Source organism: Rhizobium sp. CAU 1783 (assembly GCF_054551725.1).
In genome coordinates, this window is the sequence record NZ_JBTOLM010000003.1 from 118,913 (window position 1) to 145,340 (window position 26,428).

Sequence of the window (26,428 nt, forward strand, 5' to 3'; positions counted from 1 at the left end):
ATTTTGGCCAAAATTTCGCCCGGCAGCGAAAAAGAAGGATCAGGTATAAGTGATCAGAATTTCTCTTGACGTCATGGGAGGCGACTTCGGTCCCGAGGTCGTCATTCCCGGTGCTGCCAAGGCGCTGGAACGCCATCCCGACATCGAGTTCGTCTTGTTCGGCCAGCAGGAGCGCTGTCTCCCGCTGATCGCCCAATACCCGAAACTCAAGGAAAAGTCGGTCTTCCATCACTGCGAAGTCGCGGTCGGCATGGACGAGAAGCCGAGCCAGGCGCTGCGCCGCGGCCGTTACATCTCCAGCATGTGGCGCTCGATCGAGGCGGTGAAGACCGGTCAGGCCGACGTCGTCGTTTCGGCTGGCAATACAGGTGCCCTGATGGCGATGGCCAAGTTCTGCCTGCGCACCATGGCCACCATCGAACGTCCCGCGATCGCCGCGATCTGGCCGACGCTTTCGGGCGAAAGCATCGTTCTGGACGTGGGTGCGACAATTGGCGCAGACTCGCAGCAGCTTCTCGATTTCGCCCTGATGGGCGGTGCCATGGCGCGCGCGCTCTTCGAGGTCGAGCGTCCGCTGGTTGGCCTGCTCAATGTCGGCGTCGAGGAGATCAAGGGCCAGGAAGAGGTCAAGGAGGCCGGTCGCCTGATCCGTGAGGCTGGCCTCGACACGATCGACTATTATGGTTTCGTCGAGGGCGATGATCTCGGCAAGGGAACGGTCGACGTCGTCGTCACCGAGGGCTTTACCGGAAACATCGCCCTGAAGACCGCCGAAGGCACCGCACGCCAGATCGCTGAGTATCTGAAGGCCGCGATGTCGCGCACACTGCTGGCCAAGCTCGGCTACCTGCTTGCCAAGGGCGCCTTCGACCGCCTGCGCGAGAAGATGGACCCGCGCAAGGTCAATGGCGGCGTATTCCTCGGCCTGAACGGCATCGTCATCAAGAGCCACGGCGGCACCGACGCCGAGGGCTTTGCGGCTGCGATCGACGTCGGATACGACATGGCCCGCAACGGGCTCACGCAGAAAATCGAAAACGATCTAAAAAAATATCATGCACGGCATCCGTCTTCGGCGGGTCCGGAAGCGGCATGAATCGACGGGGTAGGAAGACACAATGATCCGTTCTGTTGTTCGCGGTTTCGGGGCGGCGCTCCCGAAGCGGGTGATGACCAATCGCGACCTGGAAGACCTGGTGGAAACCTCGGACGAGTGGATCGTGCAGCGCACGGGCATCCGTCAGCGCCACATCGCGGGCGAAGGTGAAACAACCGCCTCGCTCGGCGCCGAAGCCGCCCAGAAGGCGCTCGATAATGCCGGACTGACGATTGCCGATATCGATCTGATCATCTGTGCCACCTCGACGCCGGACAACACCTTCCCGGCCACCGCCGTCAACATCCAGAACCGTCTCGGCATGCACCACGGTTTCGCCTTCGACGTCCAGGCGGTCTGTTCCGGCTTCGTCTACGCGATGTCGACGGCCGACCTGCATATCCGTGGCGGAATGGTGAAGCGCGTGCTGGTGATCGGCGCTGAAACCTTTTCCCGTATTCTCGACTGGACCGACCGTACGACCTGCGTGCTCTTCGGTGATGGCGCAGGCGCGCTCATCCTTGAGGCGGTGGAAGGCGAGGGGACCGTCGCAGACCGTGGCGTGCTGACTTCGAACCTGCGCTCCGACGGCGCCCATCGCGAAAAGCTCTATGTCGACGGTGGTCCGTCGACGACTGGAACCGTCGGCCATCTGCGCATGGAAGGCCGCGAGGTCTTCAAGCATGCCGTCGGCATGATCACCGACGTCATCGAAGCTGCCTTTGACGCAACCGGCACGACCGCCGGCGATATCGACTGGCTGGTGCCCCACCAGGCCAACCGCCGCATCATCGACGGTTCCGCCAAGAAGCTCGGCATTCCGCTTGAAAAGGTCGTGGTCACTGTCGATCTGCACGGCAACACCTCGGCGGCCTCCATTCCGCTCGCACTTTCGGTTGCCGCCGGTGACGGGCGGATCAAGAAGGGCGATCTGGTGATGCTTGAAGCCATGGGCGGCGGCTTCACCTGGGGTGCCGTCCTTGTGCGCTGGTAGCGGCCGGCGCGAAATAAAGGATTTTTAACAAGCGCTTGACCGTCACGCGCAAGGGCAATACTCTCTGGCGAATTCAACAAGATCATTGATTTAAGCGGACGAGAACCATGGCCGGCAAGACAGTGACGCGAGCAGATTTGGCGGAATCGGTATTTCGCAAGGTCGGGCTATCGCGGACCGAATCAGCCGAGCTGGTCGAGACGGTGATCGATGAGATCTGCAACGCCATCGTCCGCGGAGAGACTGTGAAGCTGTCGTCCTTCGCGACCTTCCAGGTGCGTAGCAAGAACGAGCGTATCGGCCGCAATCCGAAGACCGGCGAGGAAGTGCCGATCTCCCCGCGGCGCGTGATGACCTTCAAGGCGTCGAACGTGCTGAAGCAGCGGATACTCCGCTCGCACCTGCAGCGCAAGGCGAAGCAGAAGCCGCAGAACCCGGCCAGCTGACGCCGAAAAGCGTGGAGTGCTGCGGCGAGCTTGTCGCAGCGCTTGAAAGTTCCAGCGCAAATCGTTGAAATGGCCGGCGAGTCGCGGCGACGGTGCCGCATTTCCCATGAGGAGCGGCAAGATGCAGTTGGACAAGAGCCCCGATGCCTTTCGCACCATCAGCGAGGTCGCCGACGATCTCGACCTGCCGCAGCACGTCCTGCGCTTCTGGGAAACCCGCTTTCCGCAGATCAAGCCGCTGAAGCGTGGCGGCGGCCGCCGCTATTACCGCCCCGACGACGTCGAGTTGCTGAAGGGCATTCGTCACCTGCTCTATGATCAGGGCTACACCATCAAGGGCGTGCAGAAACTCCTGAAGACCAACGGCAACAAGTTCGTCATGGCGATCGCCAGCGGCGATCTCGCCACCATGGAGGCGCTGGTCGCAGCGGGGTCCGCCAAGGTCGACGATCCGAAACTCGGCCCGCCCGAGGAGGATCAGATCGTCGGCCGTCCCAAGGCCAAGGTCAGCGGGCGATTCTTCGGCTTCGGTGGCGGCAGCGACGACGACATGCCGGAAATATCGGTCGGCAAGGGCTCGGCTGTCGGCAAGGAAGACCGGGCGCTCCTGCAGGAAGCCCTCTTCGATCTCCTCGAATGCAAGCGCCTGCTCGATCAGGTTCGGTGACGAGAACCGGCCCGTCCGCAATTTCTCGCCTTTTCCCCCTTGCGTGTGCGTGACCTTGCCATTAAGGAGAACGTGCTTTGCAAGAAGCAGGTCGGGGCGTAGCGCAGCCCGGTAGCGCACTTGACTGGGGGTCAAGGGGTCGTCGGTTCAAATCCGGCCGCCCCGACCATTAAAATCTTGATATCCCAGCAAAATTCAAATGAAATAGAGAAACGGCACACTGCCCTCTCGGGCAGTTTCTTGTTTTTCTAGGCCTTCTTGCCCTATAAATGCTGCATCGCAGCACTATATGAAAATCTGGTCGTCGGTGGGGAGCCGGAGCGCATGGCGGCCGACGTTGCGGGAGCGATACTTCGATTTGCAGAAGGAATGCTTTTTCCATGCGCCTCAAGATCCCCATGCCGCTGTCCTATGTGTTGCGTCGACAGAAGGCACTTCAGAAGAAGATATTGAAGGCAGCGCCTGCCATGCCACGCCTTGAGCCTGTGCGCCCGCGGCGCGCACGTCCGTCCAGCGTGCGCCTCCAGGAAATCACCGGCTTCGGCACCAATCCCGGCCACCTGCGGATGCTGGAACACGTTCCGCCGAAGCTGAAGCCGGGAGCGCCACTCGTCGTCGTTCTCCATGGCTGTCTCCAGACCGCCGCCGATTTCGACAAGGGCAGCGGCTGGAGTGGCCTCGCGCGCGATCATGGGTTCGTTCTGCTCTATCCGGAACAGCGCCAGTCGAACAATCCCAACCTGTGCTTCAACTGGTTCAGGCCGAGCGCGGTGGCCCGTGATCGCGGCGAGCTGATGTCGATCCGCCAGATGATCGACAACGCCTGCGAGCGCCACGGCGTCGATCGGCGGCGCATCTTCGTTCAGGGTTTATCTGCCGGAGGAGCGATGGCGTCCGCCTTGCTGGCAACCTATCCGGAGCTCTTCGCCGCAGGCCAGATTGTCGGTGGCCTGCCCTTTGGCGCAGCGCGCGATGCGATGACCGCGCTCTCGGTGATGAAGTCCGGCGTCAGCCGTTCCGGCCGCGAATGGGGCGACCTCGTGCGCACGGTGACGCCGGAAATCGAAAACCGTCCGCTGGTGTCGATCTGGCACGGAACGGCTGATCGTGTCGTCTCCGTGGCCAATGCCCGTGCCAGTCTTGCCCAATGGCTCGATATCTACGGGCTGGAGGAGGGGGAGGGCAGGCTTTCGACGGCTGAGGGTCATCCGGTGAAGACCTGGTACGACGCATCGGGCCGGCCGCTGATCGAATTCTGCCTGATCGATGGAATGGCTCACGGCCTTCCGGTCCTCCAGCGAAAGTCACCCGGAGCGCAGGAGGCGATGCCCTTCATGCTGGAAGGCGGTTTCGGCGCGCCACAGCATATGGCGCGCACGTTCATTGCCTCGATCTAATTTTCGGCCACTCATCACGATGACATGAGGAGCCCCGGCTTCGAGCCGGGCAATACACTTGTGATGTTCCTGGGAGTGCACAGGTCCGCCAGCCTGTCAGTTCTCCTGGATCGACACCCCGTCGCGGCCGATGCTCAGTTCGACGCCCTGGGGTTTCGTCTCCTCGCGATAGACATAGGCGCCGAGGCCGATGACGACGACGGCAAGGGCGCCGATGACGAGATAGAGACCGTTATTCCGATTCATGAAGTGCTCCTGTCTGTTTGACAGGCGGATAAATCGGTGCGGCCGAATTTGTTCCCTGGAGGGAGCGCGTTTCAGTCGTCGTTGGCGGCGTTCAGGTTTTCAGGGCGGAGCCCTTCATCGGTGTCGTGGCGTTCCGCCAGCCGGACACCCATCCCGCCGGGAGGACAATCGCCGTCCGCGATGAAGGCGATCCCTGCCTTTTCGAGGCCGGCACGAAGCGCAAGCATGGCGCTCTGGTCGAGGCTCGCGGCACTTTCCTCTTCGACCTGGATGATCACGAAGGCGGACACGCCTGAGAGCGCCGATACCTGGTCGACGCTCAGTCCGATTAGCGCCCGCGCGGCGCGGATCTGTGCTGGTGTGATCATGAGTGGAAATATGGAGGAAGCGCGTGAAAAATCAATCGGGTCCCTGATCGTTCAGGGCGCCAGCGCCTCGCGGTAGACGGCAAGAGTCTGCGCCACCATGGCATCGACGCCATAGCGACCCTGCCGCTCGCGCGCCGCCGCAGTGAAACGGCCCCGTGTCGCGTCGTTCGAGAGTGCCCGCATGGCCGAGGCAATCGGGGCGGGATCGTCGCTGTTCGGCACGAGAAGGCCGTTCACACCGCTGTCCAACACGTTTGACGCGCCGCCGACATCGGTGAGAACGAGGGGCAGGCCGGCAGCGGCAGCCTCCAGCATGACATAGGACATCGCCTCGTAGCGGCTCGTCATCACCAGCGCGTCGAGCGCCTGCAAGGCCTCGGCTCCAGGAAGGTCGGCGTCGATCACGACCCGATCGGTCAGCCCTGTTACCGAGATCTGCTGGCGGACCGCATCTTCCAGTTCGCCGCTTCCGATGATCAACAGTCGCGCTTGAGGCACGTCGGCGGCGATTACAGAAAATGCCGAAATAAGTCTTTCCGGGGCTTTCTGGGCTGAGAGCCGGCCGACAAAGCCGAAGACGAGGGCGTCGTCGGCGAGGCCGAAGCGGGATCGGATTTCTGCGCGGCGGCCGGACGGAACGTCGCCGACGCCGTTCACCACCAGCCGCAACACGTCGCGCGGGATCCCGAGCGAAAGCGCGTGGTCGTATTCGTTCCGCGAGACGGCGATCACCCGGTCGGAGAAGAAGCGGCCGAGTAGGGTCTCGATCTGGCCGAAGACGAAGCGGCCCTTGGGCGAGAGATTGGGATCCATCGTCCGGAAGGCATGGGGCGTATAGATGCGCGGTACATGGGGGCCGGGCAGGCGAAGCCGCGTCAGGGCGCCGGCCTTGGAGCTGTGGCCGTGGATGATGTCGAAAGGCCCTTCGCTCCGGATGATGCGGTGGAGCGCGCGCCAGCCCTCGAAATCCTTCGGTCCGACGGCCCGCAGCATCGGCAGGGCGATGACCCTTTGAAGATTGAGCGTCATCAGTTCGCGCACGAATCGGGCCTCTGCGCGGACGGGCGAGTAGACCGCCGTGACGGCCTGGCCGTGGGCGGCGAGGCCGGCGCAGAGATCGACGAAATGCCGGCCCGAGCCGCCACCGCTCGGTTCGAGCACTTCGAGAATGCGCAAGGGCTTGTCGTTCGGTTGCATGGGATCAGACGACCGATCCGCCACGTCGCAAGGCGCGCTGGTGCCGCCATTCGAGAGCGCCACAACCCCAGACGATGCCGAGCAGGACGTAAAAGTGACGCCAGTGATCGGTGTCGATGACGTTGCCGATGCCGACATGGCCGACGATAACGATCCAGGCGATCATCAGATGCGGCTGCCAGGGCCGATCCCGGAGCAAGAGACGGAAACCTATGGTCAGTGTACAGACCATCATCGAGACATAGGAGACGAAGCCGAGCCAGCCATAGGTCGTCAGCGACTTCAGCCAGATATTGTGCTCGTCCTCGGGGAAGATCTCGCTGAACACCATCGGGCCAATGCCGAGCGGGCGTTCCATCGACATCAGGAAACCGATTCGATGGCGGGCAAATCGGCCGAGATGGCCGCCGTCATACTCCTTCACCAGCGTCGTGCGATCGAGGAAGAGGTTGCGCACCTGCTCGAACTGCAAGGCGACGACCAGCGCGACGACGAGCACGAGCACCGCGGTGAGCGAGAGGAAGAGGATCTTCAGCCGGAAGGCACCCGTGCGTTCCTTGAGCAGCAGGATGAACACCAGCGCCACGGCCGAGAACAGGAAGAGCGCCCAGGCGGCGCGGGAGAACGACAGGAAGACGCCGAGTGCGATGATCAGCAGGCCGGCGACCTTCAACGGCGCCTGGAGGAGCTTGCCGGTCAGAAGGCCGTGCATCAGGTAGAGGGCCGGTGCGATCAGGAACGGGCCGAACACGTTCGGATCCTGGAAGGCGCCCTTGGCGCGATCGTAGAGGGTGAAGGCTTCGGAACCCGGGAAGGCATGGAAATAGCCGAGGATGCCGAGAAGCGCGGTGATGATCGCGGCTGCCACCCAGGCCTTGAAAATCAGCTCGAGGCGCTGGTGCCGGTCTTCGATGATCGCCGCGTAGAAGACGGAGGTGAGCGCCAGGAAGGTGGAGACCGCGAGATACATCGGCCCGCCGCCAAGGTCCTTCATCACCGTCAGCGACAGGATGCCCCCGACATTGAAGACGAGGAGGAAAGCGAGAAGCGGTGCGACGGCGCGCGAAATCCTCAGACCCAGCAGGAACCAGAGGGCGATCTGCGTCACCATCAGCAGTTCATAAGGGGCCGGCTCCGAGATGACGAAACCCGACAGGAAGACGCCGCAGGCGACCATGCCGGAGCCGAGCAGCGTCCAGGCCGCAAGCTGCGGCCGAAACACCGGCGGCGCGTCGAGGTCGACCGTGCTCAATAGGCGTTTTCCGTGTTGAGCAGGCGGAACGGCGTGAGGAAGAGGATCTTCAGGTCGAACAGCAGTGACCAGTTCTCGATGTAGAAGAGATCGTAGGCGGTCCGGAACTTGATCTTGTCGTCGTTGTCGACCTCGCCGCGCCAGCCGTTGATCTGCGCCCAGCCGGTGACGCCGGGCTTGACGCGGTGGCGTGCGAAATAACCTTCGACGACTTCCGCATAGAGCCGGTCGTGGGTCTGGGCCATGACGGCATGGGGGCGGGGGCCAACCAGCGAGAGATCGCCCCTGAGGACGTTGAAGATCTGCGGCAGTTCATCGATCGAGGACTTGCGGATGAAGCGGCCGACCGGGGTGACGCGCGGATCGCCCTTGGTAACCGCAAGCCGTGCGGTCGGATCGCTCATGTCCGTATACATCGAACGGAACTTCAGGACGTTGATCACCTCGTTGTTGAAGCCATGCCGCTTCTGGATGAAGAAGACCGGTCCCTTGGAGGTGGCCTTCACGGCGATCGCCGTCGCAATGAAGACCGGCCAGAGCAGAATGAGAGCAACGAGGCTGAAGAAGATGTCGAAGCCACGCTTGGCGACCGAATCCCAGTCGCGGATCGGCTTGTCGAGAATATCGAGCATCGGCACGGCGCCCACATGGGAATAGGAGCGCGGGCGGAAACGCAGGCTGTTGGAGTGTGCCGCGAGTCGGATGTCGACCGGGAGCACCCAGAGCATGCGCAGCAACTGGAGGATACGCGCCTCGGCGCTGAGCGGCAGGGCGATGATCAGCATGTCGATATGGGTGAGGCGAGCGAACTCGACCAGTTCGGCGATGGTGCCGAGCTTCGGATAACCGGCAACCACGTCCGGCGAGCGGGTGGAGCCGCGATCGTCGAAGATGCCGCAGATGCGGATGTCGTTTTCCGGCTGCTGCTCGAGCGCGCGGATTAGATCCTTGGCGGGTTTGCCGCCGCCGACGACCACGGCACGCCGCTCCATGATGCCGTTCCGGGCCCAGCGGCGAATGCCGAAGCCGACGAGACTGCGTTCGATGAAGAGGAATGCGATGCCTGCGCCATACCAGTAGACGAGCCAGTCGCGGAAACCGAAACCGCCGTCGCGGAACAGGAAGAGGGCAAGCGCGATCATCGCCGTCGCCACCGTCCAGCTGATCGCGATGCGCCCCATCGAGCGCAGCGGCGTACGCAGCACCGAGACCTGGTAGCAGTCGGCGACCTGCAGCAGCAGCACGGCGAAGCCGGACCCGAGAAGCCCGATCACGAGGTCGGTCAGGAACCGCGACGAAGGATCGTCCGCAAGCAGATAGTGCACGGCAAGCCCGATCGCGAAAAGGCTGAGAAATTCGAGCAGCCGCAACTGGCCGGTGATGATCGAAGGGGAGTAATTCTCTTCGCGAAACTGCGCGGCGATCTGTTTCGCCAGCGGATTGATGTCCGTCTCTTCGCCGGGCGTCGGGGACGCCGCGGCGGTCTCGGAAACCTTCCTGCGCAAGGCGTCGATATCGAACTGTTCCGGCTTTTCCATCTGGTTCATCGCAATATCCCGCTTTTTCACGCGCGAGCATAAACGGGAGTTGCTAAGAAACGCTTGAGAACCGGCCGGGAACGGCCCACGGATCGGCCAGTTTTGGGTCAGATCGGCACACGTGCGCCGCACTCACCGGTTGCCTGCGGTTTGACACGGATCACCGAAGCGTGACACGGATCGTGTCATGAGGTGGAATGGCCGACGGCCGGCACCGCAACAGGACGCTCGCTCATGGAAAAGAAACACGTCTTCAATCTCAGCTACTTCCTCTTCGCCTTCGCGCTCCTGATGGCGTTCCAGGCCTGGATCGGCTACCGCGACTATGCCCAGCTCAGCTACAGCGAGATGATGCGCCTGGTCGACGAGGGCCGGATCGTGTCCGTGACGCTGACCGAGAGCCGCGTGGAGGGTGAGTTCAGGGAGCCGGTCGATGGGCGCAAATATTTCGTCGCCAACCGGGTCGATCCGGCCTTCGCCGCGCTCTTCGAAAAGGCCGGAGTGAAGATCACCGGCGCCACCGAGAACAACTGGCTGACCACGCTCCTGTCCTGGATCCTCCCGGTGATGGTCTTCTTCGCGCTCTGGTCGTTCTTCTTCCGCGGCATCGCCGAGAAGCAGGGCATGGGTGGGTTGATCAACATCGGCAAATCGCGCGCCAAGATCTATCTCGAACGCAAGACCGGCGTGACCTTCGACGACGTTGCCGGCATCGACGAAGCGGAAGCAGAGCTTCAGGAGATCGTCTCTTTCCTGAAGGACAAGGATCGCTATGGCCGCCTCGGCGCCCGCATTCCGAAGGGCATCCTGCTGGTCGGGCCGCCGGGTACCGGCAAGACGCTGATGGCACGGGCCGTGGCCGGGGAGGCGGGCGTGCCCTTCTTCTCGATTTCCGGCTCCGAATTCGTCGAGATGTTCGTCGGCGTCGGCGCTGCCCGGGTCCGCGACCTCTTCGAGCAGGCCCGCCAGGCCGCCCCTTGCATCATCTTCATCGACGAACTCGACGCGCTTGGGCGCGCTCGCAACTCGTTCGGTGGTTTCGGCGGCAATGACGAGAAGGAGCAGACGCTGAACCAGCTGCTCGCCGAACTCGACGGCTTCGACCCGCGCGTCGGCATCGTTCTGCTTGCCGCCACCAACCGGCCCGAGATCCTTGATCCGGCCCTGATGCGTGCCGGACGGTTCGACCGCCAGGTCGTCATCGACCGGCCCGATCGCAAGGGCAGGGCGGCGATCCTCGAGGTGCACATGAAGAGCGTCACCATCGAGCCTGGCGTCAGCGTAGACGAGATCGCCGGCCTAACGCCCGGCTTCACCGGTGCCGACCTCGCCAACCTGATCAACGAAGCCGCGATCCTTGCCACCCGTCGGGGAGCGGAGAAAGTCGGAATGGCGGACTTCGTCGCGGCGGTCGAGCGCATCGTCGCCGGGGCGGAGCGCCGCAGCCGCATTCTCAATGCCGAGGAGCGCCGCCGGGTCGCCTATCACGAGATGGGCCACGCGCTGGTCGCGGCCGGCCTGCCGACCGCCGATCCGGTCCAGAAGGTCTCGATCATCCCGCGCTCGATCGGCGCGCTCGGCTACACGCTGCAAAGACCGACCGAGGACCGGTTCCTGATCACCGCGGGTGAACTGAAGGACCGCATGGTTGTGCTGCTGGCCGGACGGGCTGCCGAGGACATCGTCTTCGGTGAAATCTCGACCGGTGCCGCCGACGATCTCGCCAAGGTGACGGACATCGCCCGGGAAATCGTGACCCGGTTCGGCATGGATCAGTCCGTCGGTCAGGCGGTGCTGGAGCCCCAGCGCCAGCAATGGCTGGATGACGGTCAAATGCGGATGCGCGCGAAGGACTACTCCGAGGCCACGGCACGGGAGGTCGATCTTGCCGTGCGTCGGATGATCGACGAAGCCTATGAACGGGCCAAGGTCGCGTTGCAGGGGCGGATCGGCGAGCTTGAGGCCGGAGCAAAGCTTCTGCTGGAGCGCGAAACCCTGACGCCGGACGACTACGCCCCGCTGAAGCGCCTGGCTGAAAAAGCGGCCGTGGTCGAAGCCTAAGGCGGTGAACGGCCGTCAGATCGGCGCGAGCCGCTGCTCGTAGAGGGCGGCGATCTGCCGTGCCATCGCCGAGGCTGAGAATTTCGCCTGAAAGGCGACGGGATCGGGCATGGTCGCACCGTGCCACTCCGGCGTCGTCACGGCCTTCGCCATGACACGCGCGAGATCGGCGGGATCGCCCGGTTCCACCAACGCGTCGCTGTCGGCGCCGAGCACCTCCGGAATGCCGCCGACCCGGGTCGCAATCAGCGCCTTTCCGGCGGCCAGAGCCTCGAGCACGATATAGGGCATGGCTTCCGCGCGTGACGGCACGACGACGATGTTCGACATCGAGAAGGCGTCCTTGACCGGCATGGCGGGCAGAAGGCCGATCCGGCGGCCGAGACCGCTCTGCGTGATCTTGTCCCTGTACTTGTCGCGGTCGGGACCGTCTCCGACGATCAGTGCGCTCAAGGGGTGCCCGACCAGGCGTTCTGTTTGGGCGAAGGCCTCGATGAAGACGTCCGGCCCCTTGAGGTCCCGGAGCATGCCGGCGTAGATGAAATGAACCGCGTCGGAGCGGGCCGGGATTTGGGCGAAATCGCTGTCACTGATGCCGTTGTAGACCGTGCGATGCAGGCAGCGCGGCACCCCGACCTTGCTGATGTAGGTGTTCTTCTCGAAGTCGCAGACGAACAGGATGGCGTCCGTCATCCGTTCGAAGACCCGTTCGAGTGCAAAGACGCCGCGCCCGGAGAGCGACGATGGATCGAAGTGCAGGCTGCCCCCATGGGGCGAATAGAAGCGGGCGACGCGATACCTTCTTACCCGCAAGGCTGAGCCGATGATGCGGGCCACTGCGCCGCCCTTGGCGCCGTGGCCGTGCAGAACGTCCGGCTTCAAACTCTTGATTTCATGAAAACTCTTGTAGAGCGCCGCAGCGTCGGAAAACCCGATCGCGCGTTGGATGGGCATCCGATGGAGGCCGAGTGACAGATAGGGCCTGATCTGTTCGAACAGCTTGTCCTCGTGTCCGCTGCCCGTCGTGCTGTCGCAAAGGATCCCGACCTCGTGGCCGGCACGACTGTGCTGCTCGGCGAGATCGCGCACATGCCGGAAGATTCCTCCGACGGGCGACCGGAAACAGTGGAGGATGCGCAACGGCTTTCCGTTCGGCATGGATCAAAACAGCCGCTCGCGAACATAGATGGTGTCGCCGGCGAGGATCGGGTCCGTGATCGGAACACGGCCGGTCAGGATGTTTCCGTTGATCTTGCGGGTGACGTCGACGTCGCGCTGGTTGGCACGGGTTGAGAAGCCGCCGGAGATCGCGATGGCATTGAGTACGGTCATGCCCGGTACATAGGTATATTGGCCCGGCTGTCCGACTTCGCCCATCACGAAGATCGAGCGATAGCGATCGATCTCGATGGTGACGTCCGGATCACGCAGGAAGCCCTGGCGCAGCTTCTGGGCAAGAGCGCCTTCGAGTTGCGATACGGTGGCGCCACGGGCGGCCACCTGGCCGACGAGCGGGAAGGCGATGTATCCGGCCTGGTCGACCGTATAGGTGTTGGTCAGGCTGGCCTGTTCGAAGACCGTGACGCGCAGCCTGTCGCCGCTGTCGAGGCGGTAGGGCTGGATGGTCGCTTCATGGAAGACCTTCGGCGCCGGCTTGTAGGTCGCGCAGCCGCCAAGCACGGCCGCGGTCAGCGCGACAACGAGCAGCATCATTCCCCTGGTGCCAGCCGATAACATGCGCTTCTGCGCTCCCGATGAAAGAATTCGATAACGCCGTTATCATTCGGTTAGGGTTAACGGCTGGTAAAGGTCGACAGCTTCCTGCCGCCGCGACCGCAATTTACTCGCGACGAGCGCCGCCATTCGCAATCTCGGCGAATTAACGCTTGGGTTACCATGATCCTTTACATTCCCGCGAGAAATGTACCGGGAGTTAGGCATGTCGAGCGTAGGCAACGGTCATCAGGACGTAGATATCGATCTCGCACAGCTCTTTCGGGCCGTGTGGCAGCGCAAGGCGCGCATATTGGCCGTGACGGCGCTCGCCGGCGGCCTGGCGTTTGCCGGCGCGAGCATCATTGCCCCCAGTTTCAGCAGCGAAACGCGGATCCTGATCGAGCCGCGCGAGCCGAGCTTCACCGCCCAGGCGAATGCGCCGGCGACCGCCGACGCCATGCCGGACGAACTGAACATCGTTAGCCAGGTGCAGCTCCTGCAGTCGGTCGACCTCATCAAGCAGGTCGCCCGCGACATGAAGCTCTATGAGCTTGAGGAGTTCGATCCCGACACCAATCCTTCGGCCGTCTCCGATCTGCTCGTCATGCTGGGCCTCAAGAAGAACCCGCTCGATCTGGCGCCGGAAGACCGCGTGCTCAAGGCTTTTCAGGAAAAGCTGCAGGTCTATCAGGTCGAGAAGTCGCGTGTCATCGGCATCCAGTTCACCTCGAAGGACCCGAAACTCGCGGCCGCGATCCCCAATGCGATCGCCGACGTCTACCGCTCGCTGCAGAGCGGCGCGAAACTCGACAGCAATTCGGAAGCGGCCCGCTGGCTGGAGCCCGAGATTGCCAATCTGCGCGAGAAGGTGAGGGAGGCAGAGAAGAAGGTCGCGGAGTATCGCGCTTCCGCCGACCTGATGCCTTTGAGCGAGACAACCAATTTCTCCTCCCAGCAGCTGAGCGACATTTCCGCCGAACTCGCCCGCGTCCGGGGTGAGCGCGCGAATGCCGAGGCGAAAGCCGAGAACGTTCGTGCCGCGCTGAAGGCCGGCAAGTCGACGGAAACGCTCGAAGCCGTCACCGGCTCGGAAAACATCCAGCGTCTTAAGACAACCGAATCCGAAATCCGCGGCAAGATCGCCGACCTTTCGACCTCGCTGCTCGAAGGCCATCCGCAGATGAAGGCACTGCGCGCGCAACTGTCGGGTATCCGTGACCAGATCACCACCGAATCCGCCAAGGTTGTCGCGAGCCTCGAAAACGAGGCGGCCGTTTCCCGTTCGCGCGAAACCCAGCTGATCCAGCAGCTGAACACCGTGAAGGCCGACAGCGCCCGTGCCGGTACCGACGAGGTCGACCTGAAGGCGCTCGAGCGCGAGGCCACGGCCCAGCGCCAGCTGCTCGAAACCTATCTTGCCCGCTATCGGGAAGCGACCACGCGCCTCGAAAAGGATGCAAGCCCTGCCGACGCCCGCGTCATCTCCAAGGCCGTAGAGCCGCGCGAGGCAAGTTTCCCGAAAGTGTTGCCGATCACCATCGTGGCGGCCCTTGCCGCACTGGTGCTGAGCGCCGTGATCGTCATGATCGTCGAACTGTTCAGTGGCCGGGCGCTTCGCCCCGTTGCCGGCTCGGTGGCCTTGCCGCCGGCGCCCGTCGAGCCGCGGGCCGCAGAGGTCGTCGAGGTCGCGGCCGTTGCAGCTGCACCGCAGGCAAAGCCGGCAGTCGCGCGCAACGACATTCCGGCGAGCCTCCTGTCGGTCCAGCCGGACGAGGAACTGGCGGATGCGATGGAGCAGACGCTGGATCTCGCTCCTGAGGTCGAAGAGGCAGAGGATGTCGCCACCGGTGACGAATTCTCGATCGAGTCGATTGCCGACTATCTCGTCGAGTCCGGTGCCCGCATTGCCTTTGCCATATCCCCCTCCGGCGACGATGGTTCGACGGCAACCGTTATGCTGGCGCGTCACCTCGATGAGATCGGCCGCAAGGTGGTGGTGATCGACATGACCGGCTCTGCCTGCCCGACCTGGCTGATGGCGGCCCGCAAGGACCTGCCGGGCATCACCGATCTTCTCTGCGGTGTCGCACCCTTCTCTGAGACGATCCATCCGGATCGCCTGTCGGGTGCCGATATCGTGCCGCAGGGCAATTCGGACGTGCGTCAGGCGATGCGTGGTGCCGATCGCCTGTCGATGATCGCCGATGCACTTGCCGACGCCTATGACCTGGTGCTGGTGGAGTGCGGCCCGGCCAATGCCGAAGGCGTCTCGCGGTTGAGCCGCAACGGTGCCCACGAAATCATCCTTTCCGCGCCGAAGCCCGACGAACAGGAGCTCGTCGAGATCATGGCCGCCTTTGAAAAGGTCGGTTATGCGGATCTGGTCCTGATGACCGGAGAAACACCGGCCGCGCGCAAGATCGGCCGGCGTGACGCTGCCTGATCAGTCTTCTGAGCCGGTCGAGCGGGCCGGAACACTGTCGGCGTGAGCTCTCATCCGCTGGATGACCGAATAGAGCTGCGGATTGCCCTTGATCACGGCCTTGGCGCGCGTCACGCCGCGTTGCGCGATCGAGGCGATCCGTCCTGCGGCGCTGATCGGCAGCAGGATGTCATGCTGGATCGTTTCGACGGTGCACCAGCGCCGCTTATAGTCCTGGTCACCCAGACCGAAGTCGAAGAGCGCTGCACCTTCTTCGCAGCAGCGTTCGATCATCAGCCAGAACAACAGTTCACCCGGGCTTGCCTCGGCGACGAGGCTTTCATCGATCGAGCCGAACTGGCAGATGACGTGGTCGCCCTTGCGCGACAGTCCGGCAATCGCGGCGATCTTGCCCTCAAGTGCGCCCTTGAGGCGGATGGCATGAAGCTCGAGCGGCGTGTCGAGGCTGCCTCGGTCCACTTCGAGCAACATGCGGAAGAACGCCTGCGTCTCCGGTGACTGGAAGACGTTCGGGATGCCGAGCGCTTTGAAACGGATCGCCTTCTGGTCGAAGAAGGTGGCAAGGAGCGCTTGTTTCTCAGGTCCGGTGCGGGCGATGAAGTGGTCGAAGCCGCCTTCTGCCTCGATCTTGCGGCACTGGCTGCGGTACTTCTTGCGGCGCCGCTTGCCGTTCAGCTGGGCGATGGTCTGCTCGAAATCGTCGGTCAACGGCAGCTGGAAGGCGTGGTTCTGGTTTTCGATCGCCGGAAGGCCCGCGAGCGGATGCCGCGCGCCACGCCAGTCCAGCGGAATATTGGTCAGGTTGACGAGGTCCGCCTTGCCGGCGAGAAGCCGGGTGAGGGCACGGACGATCACGGTACCGTCTTCGGTGGTCGCGTGATCGCGAAATTCTTTCGCGAACAGCCCCGTGTTGATGTTGTTGAACCGGCCGCCGATGAACTGGGCGCTCCGCACCATCCCGTGCCGGACGAGCTCGAGCGGCAGGATGAACACGGTCCGGCCGTTCTGGCGTCCATGCACGATGGCGAGCGTGTTGTCGTGGGTCTTCGCCCATGCGCTGCACCAGTCATAGGATTGATGCAAAGAGTTGAGGTTGTCCGCCTCGAGCCGGCGCCAGTCGGATTCGAGCGGCTCCAGGCGGTCATGAAGCTTGAGTTCGATTTCGCCGCCTATGAACGGCGCGGCTGTAGCGGGGGCGGAAAGCGCGCCGAGGCCGGCCGGCGCGACAGTCGCACGCTCGACACTGTGGATATCGACCTTGGATATCTGCACGCCCGCTCTCCATCGGATGAAGTGATCGTCCGACCATAGCGAGGGGGAGGGGAAGAATCGGTTAGCGTCGACGCTGCCTTCGGCTTTTCCGCGTGACGCGGTTATCGCCCGGTTAATGCGTCGCCGATTTGGAGCACTGGGGGCTCACTTCTTGATAGGCCCGGCCATCCACTTGATGATCAGCATGGCCGGCAGGATCCACAGCAGTCCGGACAGCAGGAAGTAGAGAAGGTGGACCCACCAGGGCGAGGCGCCGAGAAAGGCGGAGGCAATGCTGGTCGCGAGAATCGAGTATAGGATCACGATGAACAGGATGAGGATGGTGCCGATGAATTTGCGCAACCTGACGGGCATCGTCTATCTTCCTTTTCCGCGCGTGATGGTGGCGGGACGCGACCGCTTGCCGCAAACGGCCGGGGTTGTTTTGCACGGGCAAGTCATGCAAATCAACCACCTGAATGAGGATTGACGAATGACAAGTGTAATGATCGCCGACGAAAATACCCTGCGCCAGAGGATCGGGAGGCAGGAAGCCAATCGTCGCGCGATCCGGATCTGGCTCGGCGTCGTTCTCGCGACGCTCTTCTGTCTGGTGCTGGTCGGCGGCGCGACGCGGCTCACCGATTCGGGGCTTTCGATCACGGAGTGGAAGCCGATCCACGGCGCCATTCCGCCGCTGACCGCCGCCGAATGGGAAGAAGAGTTCGCCCTCTATCAGCGCATCCCGGAATATGAGCAGGTCAACAAGGGCATGACCGTCGAGGAGTTCAAAAAGATCTTCTGGTGGGAATGGGGCCACCGCCTGCTTGCCCGCAGCATCGGCCTCGTCTTTGCGCTTCCGCTTCTCTACTTCTGGATTTCCGGCCGCATCGAGCGCCGTCTCCGGCTGCCGCTGGTGGGGCTTCTGGCGCTGGGTGGATTCCAGGGTTTCATCGGTTGGTGGATGGTGTCCTCCGGCCTCGCAGAGCGTGTCGATGTCAGCCAGTACCGGTTGGCGACCCATCTCGTCACCGCCTGTCTGATCTTCGCTGGATGCACGTGGATCATGCGGGCGCTCGCCCCTCACAGCGACGATCCGGAGCCGTCGCATGGTGCAAGACGGTTCGCGGCCGCGCTCGCCTTCCTGACCTTGTTCCAGATCTATCTCGGTGCGCTGGTCGCGGGCCTGGACGCGGGCCTTGCCTACAACACGTGGCCACTGATGGACGGTGCGCTGGTTCCCAGCGACCTGTTCGTCCAGAGCCCGGCCTGGCTGAACCTGTTCGAGAATGCCAAGACGGTGCAGTTCGTGCATCGGCTGGGGGCCTATGTGCTTTTCGCCGCCGCCTTCGTCCACATGATCCAGTGCCTGCGCCAGGCGCCATCGACCACGCATGCCCGCCGCAGCGTTCTGCTCTTTGTTCTCGTCACCATCCAGGCGGCGCTCGGCATCACCACGCTGCTGCTGCAGGTTCCCCTGCACGCCGCGCTCGCCCATCAGGGCGGGTCGCTGGTCGTGCTCGGTTTCGCGGTCGCCCACTGGCGCGGTTTCATCGGGGCCTATCCGCCCGAGGTGATGATCGCGGAACGGACTTAAGGCCAGTCGTCAGCCGAAGCGGTAGCCCGAATAGGGCTTGCCGCGGAATTCTCCGCGAAAGACATGCTGTCCGGCATCGCTGCCGGCAGCACCGGCCGCGACGAACAGCGGGACGAGATGATCGTGGTCCGGAACGTGGCAGGCGCGGGCGTCGGGGTTTTGTTCCCAGGTCGCCAGCCGTGCCGCTCTCTCGTCAACATCGGCGATCGCCACGGCATCGCTCAGCCAGTCATCGAAGCGGACGGCCTGTTGCTTGTGTTCCGGTGTGTCGTGGAAGAACATCCGCATGTTGTGATAGCTCATGCCGGATGCCACGATCAGGATGTCTTCGTCACGCAGCGGTTCCAACGCCCTTCCGATCGCCACATGGCTTTCGACGTCGAGCGTGTTCTTCATCGACATCATGACGAGCGGAACGTCGGCATCCGGATAGGCGACCATCATCGGAATGAAGACGCCGTGGTCGAAACCACGCTTGTCGTCCTCCGCTGCCGGAATGCCAGCAGCTTCCAGCAGTTGCCGGGCGCGATGCGCGACATCAGGGGCGCCAGGCGCCGGATAACGGATCTGGTAGGTCTCCGGCGGAAAGCCGGAATAGTCGTAGAGCATGCCGGGATGCGCGGCCGTGCTCAAGGTCGGCTTTGCCTCGTGCTCCCAGTGTCCCGAAATCATCAGGATCGCCTTCGGCCGGCGACCGACCGCAGTGTCGAGCCCTTTGAGGAAGTCCGAGAGGTCGGCCCACGGAACCTTGCCGTCCGGGCCGGCCGGAAATTGCATGAATGGCCAGGGACCTCCGCCGTGCGGAATGAAATAGACCGGAAAACGTTCGTTGTTCATGGTGCGCCTCATCTGCTTGTTCAACAGATATAGCGATCACTCTGCACGCTGACGATCCGCCATTCAGGCAACGAATCGTTCGGCATTGTTGAACGGATGTCGGGTCGTCGTGACTTCCTAATGAACAATGCGTCGATGCTTTGCCGGGTTCACTCCGGCGTGTGGCAGACGGCCTCGATGTTATGCCCATCCGGGTCGAGCACGAAGGCGGCGTAATAGTTCGGATGGTAGTGAGGGCGAAGGCCCGGGCCGCCGTTGTCGGTGCCGCCGGCTGCGATCGCCGCTGTGTAGAAGGCGTCGACCGCTGCACGATCAGGGGCGGTGAAGGCGATGTGCACCTGGCCTTTGCTGCGGTCACCGGAACCGATCCACAAGGATGGCTTGCCGGCAACGCCGTAGCCGGCCCCTTCGTAGGCGCCGCCTGTTTCCTCGCTGGTGACCGTCATCACGCAGGCCGCGCCGATCGACGGCATGACCGCATCATAGAAGGCTTTCGACGTGCGATAGTCGGCAACCGACAGACCGATATGGTCGAGCATCCGAGACTCCTTGTCGTCGTTTTTAGATGCCCGCCGGCACGCTTACGCCGAGAGCATCAGGTCCATGTTCTGCACCGCTGCGCCGGAAGCGCCCTTGCCGAGATTGTCCAGCACGGCGACGAGGTTCACATGGGCGCCACCCGGCGTGCCGAACACGTAGAGCTTCATCGTGTCCTGGCCCACCAGTTCTTCGGCGTCGACGCGCGCAAGCTTGGCGCTTTCGTCGAGCGGAACGACGTGCACGATCGACTGGCCGGCATAGTGAGCCACGAGCGCGGCATGGATTGCCTCGATGCCGGTGCCGTCCTTGAGGTCGTCAAGGAAGAGCGGCAGTTGCACGATCATGCCCTGGGCGAAGCGCCCGACCGACGGCGAAAAAAGCGGTGCCCGGTCGAGCAGCCCATGGGTTTTCATCTCGGGGACGTGCTTGTGCTTCAGCGTCAACCCGTAGAGGAAGTTGTTGGCGCCGATGGCTTCGGGATGGTTTGCATCTTCCATTTGCGCAATCAGCTGCTTGCCTCCGCCGGTATAGCCGGAAACCGCATTGACGGTCACCGGATAGCCGTCCGGCAGGATGCCGGCGGCGCGCAGCGGCCGGATCAGGCCGATCGCCCCGGTCGGATAGCAGCCCGGATTGGCGACGAACCGGGCCGAGCGGATCTTGTCGCCCTGTGCCTTGTCCATCTCGGCAAAGCCGTAGGCCCAGTCTGGCGCGATGCGGAAGGCGGTGGAGGTGTCGATGATCCGGATATTATTGTTTCCGGCCGCCATTTTCACCGCTTCCTTCGAAGCGTCGTCGGGCAGGCACAGGATGGCGATGTCCGCGCTGTTCAGCAGATCCTCGCGCAGCGCCGCATTGCGTCGTTCCGCCTCCGGAATCGACAGCAGCTCGACGTCGCGGCGGCCGGCCATGCGGGTGCGGATCTGCAGTCCCGTGGTGCCATGTTCGCCGTCGATGAAGATCTTCGCTGTCATTTTGTCCTCTCCTGTCAGGAGCTTGGGTGGTTTTCCGGAATCGATTCGTGAATGCGGTGATTCAAAGTCTCAGCCGCGAAGCGCCCGGCGCTCCGCGTGGAGGCCCAGCATATACATTGCCACCGTTGCGCCGGCAATGGCGGTGATGTCTGCGTGGTCGTAGGCCGGGGCGACCTCGACCACGTCGGCTCCTCGGATGTCGAGCTTGCGGAGGTTGGCGAGCACCGAGAGGATCTTGGCGCTCGACGGTCCTCCTACCACCGGCGTACCCGTGCCGGGTGCATAGGCCGGGTCGAGGCAGTCGATGTCGAAGGTGAGGTAGGCGGGACGATCGCCGACATGGTCGAGGATCAGCTCGGCCAGTTCGCCGGACTTCAACTCCTCCACCTCGTGGCCGTAGACGATGCGGATACCGCAGTCGTCCGGCGCATGGGTGCGGATACCGACCTGGATCGAGTGGACGGGATCGATCAGGCCTTCGCGCACGGCGCGCCCGACGAAGGAGCCGTGGTCGATGCGCTTGCCGTCGTCGAACCAAGTGTCCTGATGCGCGTCGAACTGCACCAGCGCCAGCGGCCCGTGCTTGGCGACATGTGCCTTGAGCAGCGGCCAGGTGACGAAGTGGTCGCCGCCGAGCGTCAGCAGGAAGCCGGTGCCGGCAAGGATCTTCGCGGCCTCCTTTTCGATCGTGTCCGGTGTAAGCCAGTGGTTGCCGTAGTCGAGCAGGCAGTCTCCGTAGTCGATGACGGCCATGTCGGCGAAGAGGTCGCGCTCGAAGGGATATTGCGGGTCGTTATCGAAGATCGCGGAGGCGCGGCGGATCGCCTGAGGTCCGAAGCGCGCACCGGGACGATTGGAGGTGGCGGCGTCGAAGGGAATGCCCCAGACCACGGCATCGGTTCCCTCGAGCGACTTGGTGTAGCGGCGGCGCATGAAGGAGAGGACCCCGGCATAGGTCGGGTCGGTCGCGGCGGACTTGAGTTCGGTTGTGGTGAAGGCGTGGTCGATGGTCTTCTCGGCCATGGATGTCTCTCTTTGCGCCGCTGTGTGCGGCTCTTGCGTTTTCGGCCGGATATTACGGGCGAGCGCGGCAATTGCCAGAGAATTCTGCGTTCGAGATCTTCGCGAAAGCCGGTGGCTCAACGCAAAGAAGGCGCGGACCTTTTCAGTCCTGCGCCTTCCTCCTTGCCCACCCCCGTGGCCCGAGACCGTGTCTCCGAAGCGGAGCGCAAAAGGGCGGCAATAGTGCCCGCCCGGCTTCACGTATCAGAGAGTTGAGGCAATCTTGGCGCGGGGCGAGACTTCCTGCACGGACTTTATTTGGATTGCCGCCGCGCCGGCGCGTGACACTTGGCGAGAGTGGGAAATCTGCATCACCTACGACGCGAGAAGGCGCCAAGCCTCGAAAAAACGAAAAAGGCGGAGCCGAAGCCCCGCCTTTTCGAAAGATCGTGTCCGGAAGCGATTAACGCTTCGAGAACTGGAACGAACGACGGGCCTTGGCCTTGCCGTACTTCTTACGTTCGACAACACGGCTGTCGCGGGTCAGGAAGCCGCCCTTCTTCAGGACCGAGCGCAGGCCCGGTTCGAAGTAGGTGAGGGCCTTGGAGAGGCCGTGGCGAACAGCGCCGGCCTGACCGGAGAGACCACCGCCGGTAACGGTAGCAACGATGTCGAACTGGCCGGTGCGGGCAGCTGCGACGATCGGCTGCTGCAGGATCATCTGCAGAACCGGGCGGGCGAAGTATGCAGAGAAGTCACGGCCGTTGACGGTGATCTTGCCGGAGCCCGGCTTGACCCATACGCGGGCGACGGCATTCTTGCGCTTGCCGGTCGCATAGGAGCGGCCTTGGGCGTCGACCTTACGGACGTGAACCGGAGCAGCAGCTTCCTGGCCAGCGCCGAGATCCTTCAGGGAAGAGAGGTCAGCCATTATCAGGCGCTCCTTACGTTCTTGCTGTTCAGCTTTGCCACGTCGAGAGCGACCGGCTGCTGTGCTTCATGGGGATGGTTCGAGCCGGCGTATACGCGCAGGTTCTTCATCTGGCGACGGCCGAGCGGACCGCGCGGGATCATGCGCTCGACGGCCTTCTCGAGAACACGCTCCGGGAAGCGGCCTTCGATGATGGCGCGTGCGGTGCGCTCCTTGATGCCGCCCGGATAGCCGGTGTGCCAGTAGTACTTCTTGTCGGAGTACTTCTTGCCGGTCAGAACGACCTTCTCGGCATTGATGACGATGACGTTGTCGCCGTCGTCAACGTGGGGGGTGTAGGTGGCCTTGTGCTTGCCACGCAGGCGCATGGCGATGAGGGAGGCGAGGCGACCGACAACGAGCCCTTCGGCATCGATGATGATCCACTTCTTCTCCACCTCTGCAGGCTTCTGAACGAAGGTAGACATGGGTGACACTTTCCGTTTTGGACCCGGCTTGCCGAAGCGCGACGGGCGTTTCTTGTTGCTTTGTTTCGTGCTTCTGAGCGCACAAAATAGAAAGCGGTCCCGAAGGGCCGCAAACTCGGCGTTGTATAAGCTGGCCGTCTTGTGGGGTCAAGAGAGGCGGATTTTGCTGTCATCGGAAAATATTGTTCAAAAACAACGCTTTGTGAGTGTGGTATTATTTTACCGCAAGTCCCTATGCACCACGCGCCGGTTCCGGGCCGTTGTTTTCCATTCTGAAAGCCGTTTCGGGGCGTCTCAACGCGGCGGGATCGAATAGGTGGCCGTCGCCTGGGCAATGGGCTCCTCGCTTCCCGCCTGGAGGAGAAGTGCGTCGATCACCGCGAGCCGCTTGCCGAGCTTCAGGATGCGGCATTCACAGCGGATGAGCTGCGGCTTGGGCAGGCGCAGGAAATTGATGTTGAGGTTCGTCGTGACCGCGAGCGCGACGGGACCGATATGGGCGAGAACCGCCGCATAGGCAGCGACATCCGCAAGCGCGAACATCGCCGGCCCCGACACCGTGCCGCCGGGCCGCAGGTGCCGTTCCGACGGGTCGAAGGTCATGGTCACGCGGCCGGCGGCCACTTCGGTCACATGAAAGACGCGGCCGTCGGTATGAATCTGAGGAAAATCCGTCTCGAGAAAGGCATTGATCTCGTCGGCGGTCATGATCGGCTGCATGCGGGCGGTCTCTATGTGCGGGGTCTTTCAATCGCTGCCGTTTTTATGGCAGGCTTTGACCCGAGTGCAAATGGAAAGGGAGGCCGTGATGGCGGAAGTTGTGTCTTTCAAAAGGGATGGCGAGGGACCGGCAACCGGCCTCGTTCTCTCTTCACGCGCGGGAGGCGTCCTGCGCCTGACGCTCAACAATCCCCCTGCCAATGTGCTTTCGATCGCCATGATGGAGGCGCTTCATGCCGCGCTTTCGCAAGCCGGGGAGGACCCAGGCGTTCGTGTCGTGGTGATGGCCGCATCCGGACAGCTGTTTTCTGCCGGCCACGACCTGAAGGAAATCACCGCTCACCGCGTGGACGCCGATCGAGGCCGCGCCTTCTTCGAAAAAACCATGCGGCTTTGCGCCGATCTGATGCTCATGATCACCCATCTGCCGAAACCGGTGATCGCAGAGATCGACGGGCTGGCGACCGCCGCCGGATGCCAACTGGTTGCGTCGTGTGATCTGGCGATCTGCACCGACACTGCGACCTTCTGTACGCCCGGCGTGAACATCGGCCTTTTCTGCTCGACGCCGATGGTGGCGGTCAGCCGTGCCGCCCATCGCAAGCAGGCGATGGAAATGCTTCTGACGGGAGAGACGATCGACGCCTCGACCGCGAAGGACTTCGGCCTCGTCAACCGCATCGTGCCGAAGCAGTATCTCACTCAGGTGGTCGACAAATATGCCTCCGTCATCGCGTCCAAGTCGCCGCTGACGCTGAAGATCGGCAAGGAGGCATTCTATCGCCAGTTGGAGATGCCGCTGGAAGCCGCCTATGACTATACCGCTCAGGTGATGGTCGAGAACATGCTGGCAAAGGATGCCGCCGAAGGCATCGGGGCCTTTCTCGGCAAGCGCCATCCCGATTGGACGGGCGAGTGAACGAGCGGGGAGGCCCGCTTTTGGGGTCGAAACGCCGGACGCAAAGTTCGGTGGTGCGCTATCTGTTGTCTATAACAATGATTGTGGCGCCACCGATCGCAACCATGAGGCGATACTAATATTGACATGAACAAAAATGGAATTTAAAGAGAACGAAGCGTGTCTTGTGCCGTTCGCCTATAGGGTCAGTTACGAGGATTGACAGCATGTCGCTTGATCGACGCATTTCCCTGATCACGCTCGGCGTTGCCGATGTGGCCGTCAGCACCGCCTTTTACGAGCGGCTGGGTTGGAAGAGGTCGACAGCGTCGCAGGACGCTGTCACCTTTATTCAGCTCAAGGGAACTGTGCTTGCGCTTTTTGGTCGTCAGGCCCTCGCGGAGGACGCAGGCGTCGATGCCGGCAAGCCCGGCTTCTCCGGCGTGACGCTGGCTCACAACGTGTCGAGCCCGACCGGGGTGGATGCGGTGGTGAAATTCGCCGTCTCCTGCGGTGCGACGCTGGTCAAGGCACCGGAAAAGGTCTTCTGGGGTGGCTATTCCGGCTATTTTGCCGATCCGGATGGCCATCTCTGGGAGGTTGCCCACAATCCATTCTTCCCGCTCGATGAGCATGGGCATGTCGTCCTCCCGGACTGACCGTTCCCCGAAGGAGAAGCTGGAAGGATAGCATTTTCACAGTCTCTCTCATCTTCAATTAAGATGCTGCTCATATTCTGGGTTCGGGACAGTGAAAGGACGGGATTTCTGCCAGATCCGGCCAAGCCGGGAGGAGGAGTCCATGCAGCATGTTTCCTATACCGATGCCTATCTCGCTGGCATCCTTGCGTCTGCGCACAACATAGCCGTCGTCGGAGCATCGACGCGGGACAACCGTCCGAGCCATTGGGTCACCGGCTTTCTGCTTGGAAAGGGATATCGCGTGTTTCCCGTCAATCCCGAGCATGCGGGCGAGAATATTCTCGGGCAGACCGTTTACGCCCGTCTTGCCGACATTCCGGAGCCCATCGACCTGGTCGATGTCTTTCGTCGTTCCGATTGCTTCGCAGGCGTCGTGGAAGAAGTCCTGAGGCTGCCTGATTTGCCGCAGGCAATCTGGGGGCAGCTCGGTGTCCGGGATGAAGTCGCCGCGGCTCGTGCCGAAGCCGCCGGTATCAAGGTGGTGATGGATCGTTCTCTCGTGACCGAATACCCGCTCGTCTACGAGATGGCCCACCGGCGAACCCCGGGGCCTCTCAGCGCCGCCTGACACTCAGGCATTTCGCGGATTCAGAAACGGATCCACGGGCGGCGGATCAGGAACCTGCCATCCGGCAGCGGCTGGCAGCTCAGGACAGGGCAGCGCGGGTTGTCGCGCGTCGGAACATACGCGCGCCCGGCATACTGGTGCGGGTCGCACTGGTTGTTGTCGCGCACATAGCGATCATAGAGCGTCATGCCGGAAACCCGTTTCGACGGGTAGCGCAAGATTACCGCGCGCTGGCTGAGTACTGCGGCGCGAGCCGCCTCGCAGGTCATCGAGGGCGAGTTGTAGCGCGAGATTGCCAGGGCCGGGGAGGCGACCAGCAGTGAAACGGCGATCAGTGCAAGCGTCTTCATGGGGTCCTCCTGTTTCGAAACATATCGGATCTGTCTCTGTCTTCCATACAAGATAGGGCATCGTTGCGTCGCTGCTAAGCCTGGTACACCGTTCAAGACGATGCTCGCGCTTGCGGGGCTGCCCTTTCACACCACATAAAGGCGTGGGTGAAGCATTCCGCTTTCCGTATC

The 26,428-nt window shown here is 62.8% G+C and carries 28 protein-coding genes and 1 tRNA gene; 12 read left to right on the top strand and 17 right to left on the bottom strand.

The window, feature by feature from the left end:
• The first annotated feature begins 49 nt into the window (after positions 1 to 49).
• From plsX to ACX93L_RS14300, 6 genes are all read left to right on the top strand, one after another.
• Positions 50 to 1,096 carry a phosphate acyltransferase PlsX gene (plsX, locus tag ACX93L_RS14275; RefSeq protein ID WP_459405483.1) on the top strand — a complete coding sequence of 349 codons (1,047 nt, stop codon included), beginning with the start codon at positions 50 to 52 and terminating at the stop codon, positions 1,094 to 1,096.
• 22 nt (positions 1,097 to 1,118) lie between these two features.
• Complete coding sequence (locus ACX93L_RS14280) at positions 1,119 to 2,090, top strand: beta-ketoacyl-ACP synthase III (RefSeq protein WP_459405484.1); 972 nt, start codon at positions 1,119 to 1,121, stop codon at positions 2,088 to 2,090.
• 107 nt (positions 2,091 to 2,197) lie between these two features.
• The gene (locus ACX93L_RS14285; RefSeq protein WP_169588895.1) at positions 2,198 to 2,536 is read left to right on the top strand and encodes an integration host factor subunit alpha; all 339 of its coding nucleotides are present in this window, start codon (positions 2,198 to 2,200) and stop codon (positions 2,534 to 2,536) included.
• A 127-nt stretch (positions 2,537 to 2,663) separates the two neighbouring features.
• A complete protein-coding gene (locus ACX93L_RS14290; RefSeq protein ID WP_459405824.1) occupies positions 2,664 to 3,203 on the top strand; it encodes a MerR family transcriptional regulator in 540 nt (179 codons plus the stop codon).
• 92 nt (positions 3,204 to 3,295) lie between these two features.
• Positions 3,296 to 3,372: transfer RNA gene (locus tag ACX93L_RS14295), tRNA-Pro, on the top strand.
• Positions 3,373 to 3,583: 211 nt separating this feature from the next.
• The gene (locus ACX93L_RS14300; protein ID WP_459405485.1) at positions 3,584 to 4,600 is read left to right on the top strand and encodes an extracellular catalytic domain type 1 short-chain-length polyhydroxyalkanoate depolymerase; all 1,017 of its coding nucleotides are present in this window, start codon (positions 3,584 to 3,586) and stop codon (positions 4,598 to 4,600) included.
• Between the two features lie 96 nt (positions 4,601 to 4,696).
• Here the strand turns inward: ACX93L_RS14300 and ACX93L_RS14305 are convergent, their stop codons facing one another.
• The 5 genes from ACX93L_RS14305 to ACX93L_RS14325 all read right to left on the bottom strand — a co-directional run bounded on the left by ACX93L_RS14305 (position 4,697) and on the right by ACX93L_RS14325 (position 9,210).
• The gene (locus ACX93L_RS14305; RefSeq protein ID WP_169588891.1) at positions 4,697 to 4,846 is read right to left on the bottom strand and encodes a hypothetical protein; all 150 of its coding nucleotides are present in this window, start codon (positions 4,844 to 4,846) and stop codon (positions 4,697 to 4,699) included.
• A 71-nt stretch (positions 4,847 to 4,917) separates the two neighbouring features.
• On the bottom strand, positions 4,918 to 5,214 hold the full coding sequence (locus ACX93L_RS14310; protein WP_459405486.1) for a hypothetical protein: 297 nt from the start codon (positions 5,212 to 5,214) through the stop codon (positions 4,918 to 4,920).
• A 51-nt stretch (positions 5,215 to 5,265) separates the two neighbouring features.
• A complete protein-coding gene (locus ACX93L_RS14315) occupies positions 5,266 to 6,411 on the bottom strand; it encodes a glycosyltransferase (RefSeq protein WP_459405487.1) in 1,146 nt (381 codons plus the stop codon).
• Positions 6,412 to 6,415: 4 nt separating this feature from the next.
• On the bottom strand, positions 6,416 to 7,663 hold the full coding sequence (locus ACX93L_RS14320) for an O-antigen ligase family protein (protein WP_459405488.1): 1,248 nt from the start codon (positions 7,661 to 7,663) through the stop codon (positions 6,416 to 6,418).
• On the bottom strand, positions 7,660 to 9,210 hold the full coding sequence (locus tag ACX93L_RS14325) for an undecaprenyl-phosphate glucose phosphotransferase (protein WP_459405489.1): 1,551 nt from the start codon (positions 9,208 to 9,210) through the stop codon (positions 7,660 to 7,662). The genes ACX93L_RS14320 and ACX93L_RS14325 overlap by 4 nt, the downstream gene beginning before the upstream one ends.
• A 225-nt stretch (positions 9,211 to 9,435) precedes the next feature.
• Between ACX93L_RS14325 and ftsH the strand changes: the two genes are divergently transcribed.
• The gene (gene ftsH, locus ACX93L_RS14330; RefSeq protein ID WP_459405490.1) at positions 9,436 to 11,262 is read left to right on the top strand and encodes an ATP-dependent zinc metalloprotease FtsH; all 1,827 of its coding nucleotides are present in this window, start codon (positions 9,436 to 9,438) and stop codon (positions 11,260 to 11,262) included.
• A gap of 15 nt (positions 11,263 to 11,277) precedes the next feature.
• Here the strand turns inward: ftsH and ACX93L_RS14335 are convergent, their stop codons facing one another.
• Both ACX93L_RS14335 and ACX93L_RS14340 read right to left on the bottom strand, forming a co-directional pair.
• Positions 11,278 to 12,420: a glycosyltransferase family 4 protein gene (locus ACX93L_RS14335; protein WP_459405491.1), complete on the bottom strand. Its 1,143-nt coding sequence runs from the start codon at positions 12,418 to 12,420 to the stop codon at positions 11,278 to 11,280.
• 3 nt (positions 12,421 to 12,423) lie between these two features.
• A complete protein-coding gene (locus ACX93L_RS14340) occupies positions 12,424 to 12,999 on the bottom strand; it encodes a polysaccharide biosynthesis/export family protein (protein WP_459405492.1) in 576 nt (191 codons plus the stop codon).
• A 202-nt stretch (positions 13,000 to 13,201) separates the two neighbouring features.
• On the opposite strand from ACX93L_RS14340, the gene ACX93L_RS14345 reads away from it, so the two are divergent.
• The gene (locus ACX93L_RS14345) at positions 13,202 to 15,421 is read left to right on the top strand and encodes a GumC family protein (RefSeq protein ID WP_459405493.1); all 2,220 of its coding nucleotides are present in this window, start codon (positions 13,202 to 13,204) and stop codon (positions 15,419 to 15,421) included.
• Here ACX93L_RS14345 and ACX93L_RS14350 read toward each other — a convergent pair whose 3' ends face one another.
• Together ACX93L_RS14350 and ACX93L_RS14355 are read right to left on the bottom strand one after the other, a co-directional pair.
• Entirely contained in the window at positions 15,422 to 16,693 is a 1,272-nt protein-coding gene (locus ACX93L_RS14350) for a GNAT family N-acetyltransferase (protein WP_459405494.1), read from the bottom strand. It abuts the gene before it with no gap.
• A 144-nt stretch (positions 16,694 to 16,837) separates the two neighbouring features.
• Entirely contained in the window at positions 16,838 to 17,047 is a 210-nt protein-coding gene (locus ACX93L_RS14355; protein ID WP_169588874.1) for a DUF2842 domain-containing protein, read from the bottom strand.
• A gap of 118 nt (positions 17,048 to 17,165) precedes the next feature.
• Here ACX93L_RS14355 and ACX93L_RS14360 point away from each other — a divergent pair, with 118 nt between their 5' ends.
• Positions 17,166 to 18,269 (top strand): COX15/CtaA family protein, encoded by a 1,104-nt coding sequence (locus ACX93L_RS14360; RefSeq protein WP_459405495.1) that lies wholly within the window; start codon positions 17,166 to 17,168, stop codon positions 18,267 to 18,269.
• Positions 18,270 to 18,278: 9 nt separating this feature from the next.
• On the opposite strand, the gene ACX93L_RS14365 is transcribed toward ACX93L_RS14360, so the two are convergent.
• From ACX93L_RS14365 to ACX93L_RS14395, 7 genes are all read right to left on the bottom strand, one after another.
• Positions 18,279 to 19,106 carry a DODA-type extradiol aromatic ring-opening family dioxygenase gene (locus tag ACX93L_RS14365; protein ID WP_459405496.1) on the bottom strand — a complete coding sequence of 276 codons (828 nt, stop codon included), beginning with the start codon at positions 19,104 to 19,106 and terminating at the stop codon, positions 18,279 to 18,281.
• Between the two features lie 149 nt (positions 19,107 to 19,255).
• Positions 19,256 to 19,645 (bottom strand): VOC family protein, encoded by a 390-nt coding sequence (locus ACX93L_RS14370; protein WP_459405497.1) that lies wholly within the window; start codon positions 19,643 to 19,645, stop codon positions 19,256 to 19,258.
• Positions 19,646 to 19,687: 42 nt separating this feature from the next.
• On the bottom strand, positions 19,688 to 20,620 hold the full coding sequence (gene argC / locus ACX93L_RS14375) for an N-acetyl-gamma-glutamyl-phosphate reductase (protein WP_459405498.1): 933 nt from the start codon (positions 20,618 to 20,620) through the stop codon (positions 19,688 to 19,690).
• Between the two features lie 69 nt (positions 20,621 to 20,689).
• Complete coding sequence (speB, locus tag ACX93L_RS14380; protein WP_459405499.1) at positions 20,690 to 21,643, bottom strand: agmatinase; 954 nt, start codon at positions 21,641 to 21,643, stop codon at positions 20,690 to 20,692.
• A gap of 442 nt (positions 21,644 to 22,085) precedes the next feature.
• Positions 22,086 to 22,553 carry a 30S ribosomal protein S9 gene (rpsI, locus tag ACX93L_RS14385; protein ID WP_459405500.1) on the bottom strand — a complete coding sequence of 156 codons (468 nt, stop codon included), beginning with the start codon at positions 22,551 to 22,553 and terminating at the stop codon, positions 22,086 to 22,088.
• 2 nt (positions 22,554 to 22,555) lie between these two features.
• A complete protein-coding gene (gene rplM / locus ACX93L_RS14390) occupies positions 22,556 to 23,020 on the bottom strand; it encodes a 50S ribosomal protein L13 (protein WP_459405501.1) in 465 nt (154 codons plus the stop codon).
• Positions 23,021 to 23,314: 294 nt separating this feature from the next.
• Positions 23,315 to 23,740 (bottom strand): PaaI family thioesterase, encoded by a 426-nt coding sequence (locus ACX93L_RS14395; protein ID WP_459405502.1) that lies wholly within the window; start codon positions 23,738 to 23,740, stop codon positions 23,315 to 23,317.
• Positions 23,741 to 23,828: 88 nt separating this feature from the next.
• On the opposite strand from ACX93L_RS14395, the gene ACX93L_RS14400 reads away from it, so the two are divergent.
• From ACX93L_RS14400 to ACX93L_RS14410, 3 genes are all read left to right on the top strand, one after another.
• Positions 23,829 to 24,659 carry an enoyl-CoA hydratase gene (locus ACX93L_RS14400; RefSeq protein ID WP_459405503.1) on the top strand — a complete coding sequence of 277 codons (831 nt, stop codon included), beginning with the start codon at positions 23,829 to 23,831 and terminating at the stop codon, positions 24,657 to 24,659.
• A gap of 206 nt (positions 24,660 to 24,865) precedes the next feature.
• On the top strand, positions 24,866 to 25,297 hold the full coding sequence (locus ACX93L_RS14405) for a VOC family protein (protein ID WP_459405504.1): 432 nt from the start codon (positions 24,866 to 24,868) through the stop codon (positions 25,295 to 25,297).
• 142 nt (positions 25,298 to 25,439) lie between these two features.
• A complete protein-coding gene (locus ACX93L_RS14410) occupies positions 25,440 to 25,907 on the top strand; it encodes a CoA-binding protein (protein ID WP_459405505.1) in 468 nt (155 codons plus the stop codon).
• Between the two features lie 20 nt (positions 25,908 to 25,927).
• Here ACX93L_RS14410 and ACX93L_RS14415 read toward each other — a convergent pair whose 3' ends face one another.
• On the bottom strand, positions 25,928 to 26,257 hold the full coding sequence (locus tag ACX93L_RS14415) for a hypothetical protein (RefSeq protein ID WP_459405506.1): 330 nt from the start codon (positions 26,255 to 26,257) through the stop codon (positions 25,928 to 25,930).
• Positions 26,258 to 26,428: the final 171 nt, after the last annotated feature.